General features: G+C 68.8%; 4 protein-coding genes and 1 pseudogene. 3 read left to right on the top strand and 2 right to left on the bottom strand.

Annotated features, from left to right (window positions below; genetic code table 11):
• A pseudogene (locus VLK61_RS24360) lies at window positions 1–333 on the bottom strand (peptidase M3); the annotation flags it as partial.
• A gap of 212 nt (window positions 334–545) precedes the next feature.
• Here VLK61_RS24360 and ypfJ point away from each other — a divergent pair.
• Window positions 546–1,424 carry a neutral zinc metallopeptidase gene (ypfJ, locus tag VLK61_RS24355; protein ID WP_325424845.1) on the top strand — a complete coding sequence of 293 codons (879 nt, stop codon included), beginning with the start codon at window positions 546–548 and terminating at the stop codon, window positions 1,422–1,424.
• On the opposite strand, the gene VLK61_RS24350 is transcribed toward ypfJ, so the two are convergent.
• On the bottom strand, window positions 1,402–2,280 hold the full coding sequence (locus tag VLK61_RS24350) for an ion transporter (protein ID WP_325424847.1): 879 nt from the start codon (window positions 2,278–2,280) through the stop codon (window positions 1,402–1,404). The genes ypfJ and VLK61_RS24350 overlap by 23 nt on opposite strands.
• 149 nt (window positions 2,281–2,429) lie before the next feature.
• Here VLK61_RS24350 and VLK61_RS24345 point away from each other — a divergent pair, with 149 nt between their 5' ends.
• Window positions 2,430–2,990: a YaeQ family protein gene (locus VLK61_RS24345; RefSeq protein ID WP_325424843.1), complete on the top strand. Its 561-nt coding sequence runs from the start codon at window positions 2,430–2,432 to the stop codon at window positions 2,988–2,990.
• Window positions 2,991–3,074: 84 nt separating this feature from the next.
• Window positions 3,075–4,933: prolyl oligopeptidase family serine peptidase (locus VLK61_RS24340; RefSeq protein ID WP_325424841.1), on the top strand; the 1,859-nt coding region annotated here is incomplete at its 3' end.

The raw sequence follows: 4,933 nt of genomic DNA, 5'->3' as shown, positions 1-4,933 counted from the left end.
GGCATCCTGGTACACCGCACTCCAGTGCGCGGCCAGCGGCGCGGCCATCTCGCGCTGCACGGCCTGCAGCGCCGGCGAGGTGGCCGAGGCCGTGAGGTTGTAGAACACCGCCTGGATGCGCCCCAGCAGCGTGCCGGCGCGGTCGAAGGCGGCCACGGTGTTGTCGAAGCCGGCGGCGCCGCCGTGCTGCGCGATGGCGGCCAATTCGGCGCTGTGCAGGCGCATCGCCCGCTCGAAAGCCGGCCGGAAATCCTCCGCTCGGATCTGCGCAAAAGGCGGCAGGCCAAAAGGCTGGTCCCAGTCGATCAGCAAGGTGTTGGTTTCGGCGTCCATGCGTGTCTTTCGATGTGGCGGGACCGCTCATGACAGTCCCGTTACAGGGGACAGCATGATGCCATTGCGGGTTTGGGCCACACTGTGCAGACGGCGCGACATCGCCAATGGAGGGGATATCGTCATGAAGTGGTTGAAGATCGTGCTGGGCGAGAAGCCCTGAGGACCCGGCGCGGAAATTGCCCCAGGCTGGCAGACACAGGAGAACGATCATGCGATTGGACGGGCACCGCGAAAGCGACAACGTGGAAGACGCCCGCCAGGGCGGCGGCGGAGGCGGCAGCGGCTTCATCGGTGGCCGCAGCATCGGCATCGGCACCGTGGCGATTGCGCTGATCGGTGGCTGGATCTTCGGCATCAACCCGCTGACCGTGCTGAGCCTGCTCAGCGGTGGCAGTCCGGCGCCGGTGGCCCAGCAGGCCCCGGCCACCAAGCCGCCGGCCGGCGATCCCATGGCGCGCTTCGTCTCGATGGTGCTGGCGGACACCGAAGACGTCTGGCGCGAGCAGTTCCGCGCCGCCGGCAGCACCTACCGCGAGCCCAAGCTGCGGCTTTACAAGGGCCGTGAGGTCACCGCCTGCGGCAGCGGCCAGGCGGCGATGGGTCCGTTCTACTGTCCGGGCGACGAGAAGATCTACATCGACCTCAGCTTCTACGAGGACATGCGCACGCGCATGGGCGCCCCGGGCGACTTTGCGCAGGCCTATGTCATCGCCCATGAAGTGGGCCACCATGTTCAGCACCTGGCGGGCATCTCCGACAAGGTGGAACAGGCGCGGCGGCGCAGTTCGCCGCAGGCCGGCAATGCGCTGAGCGTGCGGCTGGAATTGCAGGCCGATTGTTATGCCGGCGTCTGGGCCCACCATGCGCAGCGCGCGCGGCAGATCCTGGAGCAGGGCGATGTCGAAGAAGCGCTGAATGCCGCCTCGCAGATCGGCGACGATACGCTGCAGAAAAAGGGCCAGGGCCGCGTGGTGCCCGAGAACTTCACCCATGGCACCAGCGCGCAGCGCGTCAGCTGGTTCAAGCGCGGCATGGCCAGCGGCAGCGTCGACCAGTGCGACACCTTCAAGGCCGGCGCGAACCTCTGAGGCCGCTGCCCGGCAGCCTGGCGCCGCAATCGCAGCAGTAGCGCGCGCCGGGCGCATGGCCTTCGCTGCCGCAGGCGGCACAGCGCCGGCTGCCGCGGTCCGGCTCCAGCCGCTGCGCGGTGAACTCGGCGCTGACGATGCCGGTAGGCACCGCCAGCGTGCCCCAGCCCAGCAGCATCATCACCGAGGCGATCAGCCGGCCGATGTCGGTCTTCGGCGTGATGTCGCCGAAGCCCACCGTCGTCATCGTCGTGATCGCCCAGTACACCGACACCGGCACGCTGGTGAAGCCGTTGGCCGGGCCTTCGACCACGTACATCAGCGTGCCCATCACCAGCACCACCAGCAGCACGAAGGACAGGAACACCAGCACCTTGCGCCGGCTGGCCCACAGCGCGCGGCCCAGCGCGCCGTATTCGGCGACGTAGGCGGTGAGCTTCAGGATGCGGAAGATGCGCAGCAGGCGCAGCACGCGCACGTCGATCAGCGCATGCAGCGCCGGAAACAGCAGCGCCAGGTAGGTCGGCGCAATCGCCAGCAGATCGATGATGCCGAAGGTGCTGCGCGCATAGCGCCCCGGCCGCTGCACGCAGGCCAGGCGCAGCAGGTATTCCGCGGTGAACACCGCCGTGAAGCCCCACTCCAGCACGCTGAACCACAGGCCCCAGCGCTGGCTGATCGCGGCCATGCTGTCGAGCATCACCACCACCACGCTGGCCAGGATCAGGCCGACCAGCAGCAGGTCAAACGTGCGGCCGGCCGGCGTGTCTGATTCGAAGATGACGGCATAGGCGCGCAGCCGCCAGCCGCCCGGCGGCCGGCCGAAGCGCCGCGCCGGGTTGGCATCGTCGAGCATCGCCTCGGTGACGGGTTCCGACGCGGGATCGGGCGCATGATCGGGCGAATGGAGCGGCTTGGCTGGTTTCACGGCGGCGATTGTGCAGTGCCGGTGTGGCACAGTGCCGCCTCCCGCCCCCCGTCGCCCACCCACCCGCCGCTGCCGCCATGGCCCTCAAATCCACGATCTACAAGGCCAACCTGCAGATCGCCGACATGGACCGCCAGGTCTACGGCGACCACTCGCTGACGCTGGCCCTGCACCCTTCCGAGACCGAAGAGCGGCTGATGGTGCGGCTGCTGGCCTATGCGCTGCACGTGCCGGCCGACGACCACCGCGGCGCGCTGCAGTTCGCGCGCGGCCTGTCCGACGCCGACGAGCCCGACCTGTGGCAGAAAGACCTGACCGACCAGCTGGTGCACTGGATCGAGGTCGGCCAGCCCGACGACCGGCGCCTTGTCAAGGCCTGCGGCCGCGCCGAACGCGTCACGCTGTACTGCTACAGCAATGCCGCGCCGATCTGGTGGGCCGGTATCGAGACCAAGCTGACGCGGCTGCGCAATCTGGAGGTCTGGCGCCTGCTGCCAGAGCAGAGCCAGGCGCTGGCCGCGCTGGCCCAGCGTTCGCTGCAATGGCAGTTGACGATCCAGGACGGCCACATCTGGGTCAGCACGGCAACGCATTCGGTGGAGCTGCAGCCGCAGCCCTTGTGGCGCGGCGGGCGCTGAAACCCCGCAGCGATCGTGGCCGGGGCAGCCACTATCATCCCTGACCGCTTCAGTTCAACGGCCCCACGAGGGCCCCACTGCCGCATGTCACCCCTGCTGCCCCGTTTCTTGCGCACCCTCGTGCCGGCGCTGTTGCTGGCCACCGCCTCCACGCTGCCGATGGCTCAAACCCCTTCCTCCGACGACCCCTACCTCTGGCTCGAAGAGGTCCAGGGCGACAAGGCGCTCAACTGGGTGCGCGAGCGCAACGCCCAGTCGCGCCAGCAACTGCAGGCCTACCCCGACTTCGCGAAGATGCGCGACGGCTTCCGCGCCATCCTCGATTCCCGCGAGAAGATCCCCTACGTCAGCCGCCAGGGCGACTGGCTGTACAACTTCTGGCGCGACGCCGAGCACCAGCGCGGCCTGTGGCGCCGCACCACGCTGGCCGACTACCGCAAGGCCCAGCCGGCCTGGGAAACGGTGCTCGACCTCGATGCGCTGGGCAAGGCCGAGAACGAGAACTGGGTCTGGTCCGGCGCCAGCTGCCTAGGCCCCGACTACACGCGCTGCCTGCTGCGCCTGTCGCGCGGCGGTGCCGATGCCACGGTGGTGCGTGAGTTCGACACCCAAAGCAAGCGCTTCGTCGACAAAGGCTTTCAACTGCCCGAGGCCAAGAGCCAGGTCGACTGGATCGATGCCGACACGGTGTTCGTCGGCACCGACTTCGGCCCCGGCTCGATGACCGACTCCGGCTACCCGCGCATCGTCAAGCGCTGGAAGCGCGGCCAGCCGCTGGCTGAAGCCGTCACGGTGTTCGAGGGCCAGGCCAAGGACGTCTACGCCTATGCCAGCGTCGACCGCACGCCCGGCTTCGAGCGCACCACCTTCGGCCGCGCGCTGGACTTCTACCACTCGCAGATGTCGCTGCTGGACGGCGCCAGGCTGCAACCCATCACCCGCCCCGACGACAGCGACTTCAGTTTCTGGCGCGACAAGGTGCTGATCCAGCTGCGCAGCGACTGGAAGCTGGCCGACACCACCTGGCCCGCGGGCTCGCTGCTGGTTGCCGATGCCAAGGCCTACCTGGCCGGTGAGCGCCAGTTCACCGCGCTGTTCACACCCACCGCCACGCGCTCGCTGGCCGGCCTGTCGACCACGCGCAGCCGCGTGCTGCTGAACATCCTGGACAACGTCGCCGGCAAGCTGGAGGAATGGCAGGTGGTGGACGGCCGCTGGCAGCGCCGCGAGGTCAAGGCACCCTTCCCCGGCACGCTGGGCGCCAGCACCCTGCACGACCCGCTGCTGAAGGACGACGCGCTGGCCGAGGCCTACCTCGTCACCTACACGGACTTCCTGACGCCCGATTCGCTGATGCTGGGCCGCACCGGCAGCGACGAGCGTGAACTGCTGAAGGCCCGCCCGGCCTATTTCGATGCCGCCGGCCTGCGCGTCGAGCAGCGTTTCGCCCGCTCGAAGGACGGCACGAAGGTGCCCTACTTCATCGTCTGGCCGCAAGGCGCCAAGGCCGACGGCAAGAACCCGACGCTGCTCTTCGGCTATGGCGGTTTCGAGGTCTCGCAGCAACCCTGGTACTCGGCCGGCTTCGGCACCGCCTGGTACCGCCAGGGCGGCGTGCTGGTGGTGGCCAACATCCGCGGCGGTGGTGAGTACGGACCGAACTGGCACCAGTCGGCGATCAAGGCCCACAAGCAGAAGAGCTACGACGACTTTGCCGCGGTGGCCGAAGACCTGATCGCCGCGAAGATCACCTCGCCGGCGCACCTGGGCATCCAGGGCGGCAGCAACGGCGGGCTGCTCGTCGGCGCGGTGATGCTGCAGCGACCCGAGCTGTTCAAGGCCGTGGTCTGCCAGGTGCCGCTGCTGGACATGCGGCGCTACCACACGCTGCTGGCCGGCGCCTCGTGGATGGCCGAGTACGGCAACCCCGACAAGCCGGAAGA

The organism is Aquabacterium sp. (assembly GCF_035476535.1).
Classification (GTDB): Bacteria; Pseudomonadota; Gammaproteobacteria; order Burkholderiales; family Burkholderiaceae_C; genus Pseudaquabacterium.
This window is presented reverse-complemented; position numbering and strand designations above follow the sequence as displayed.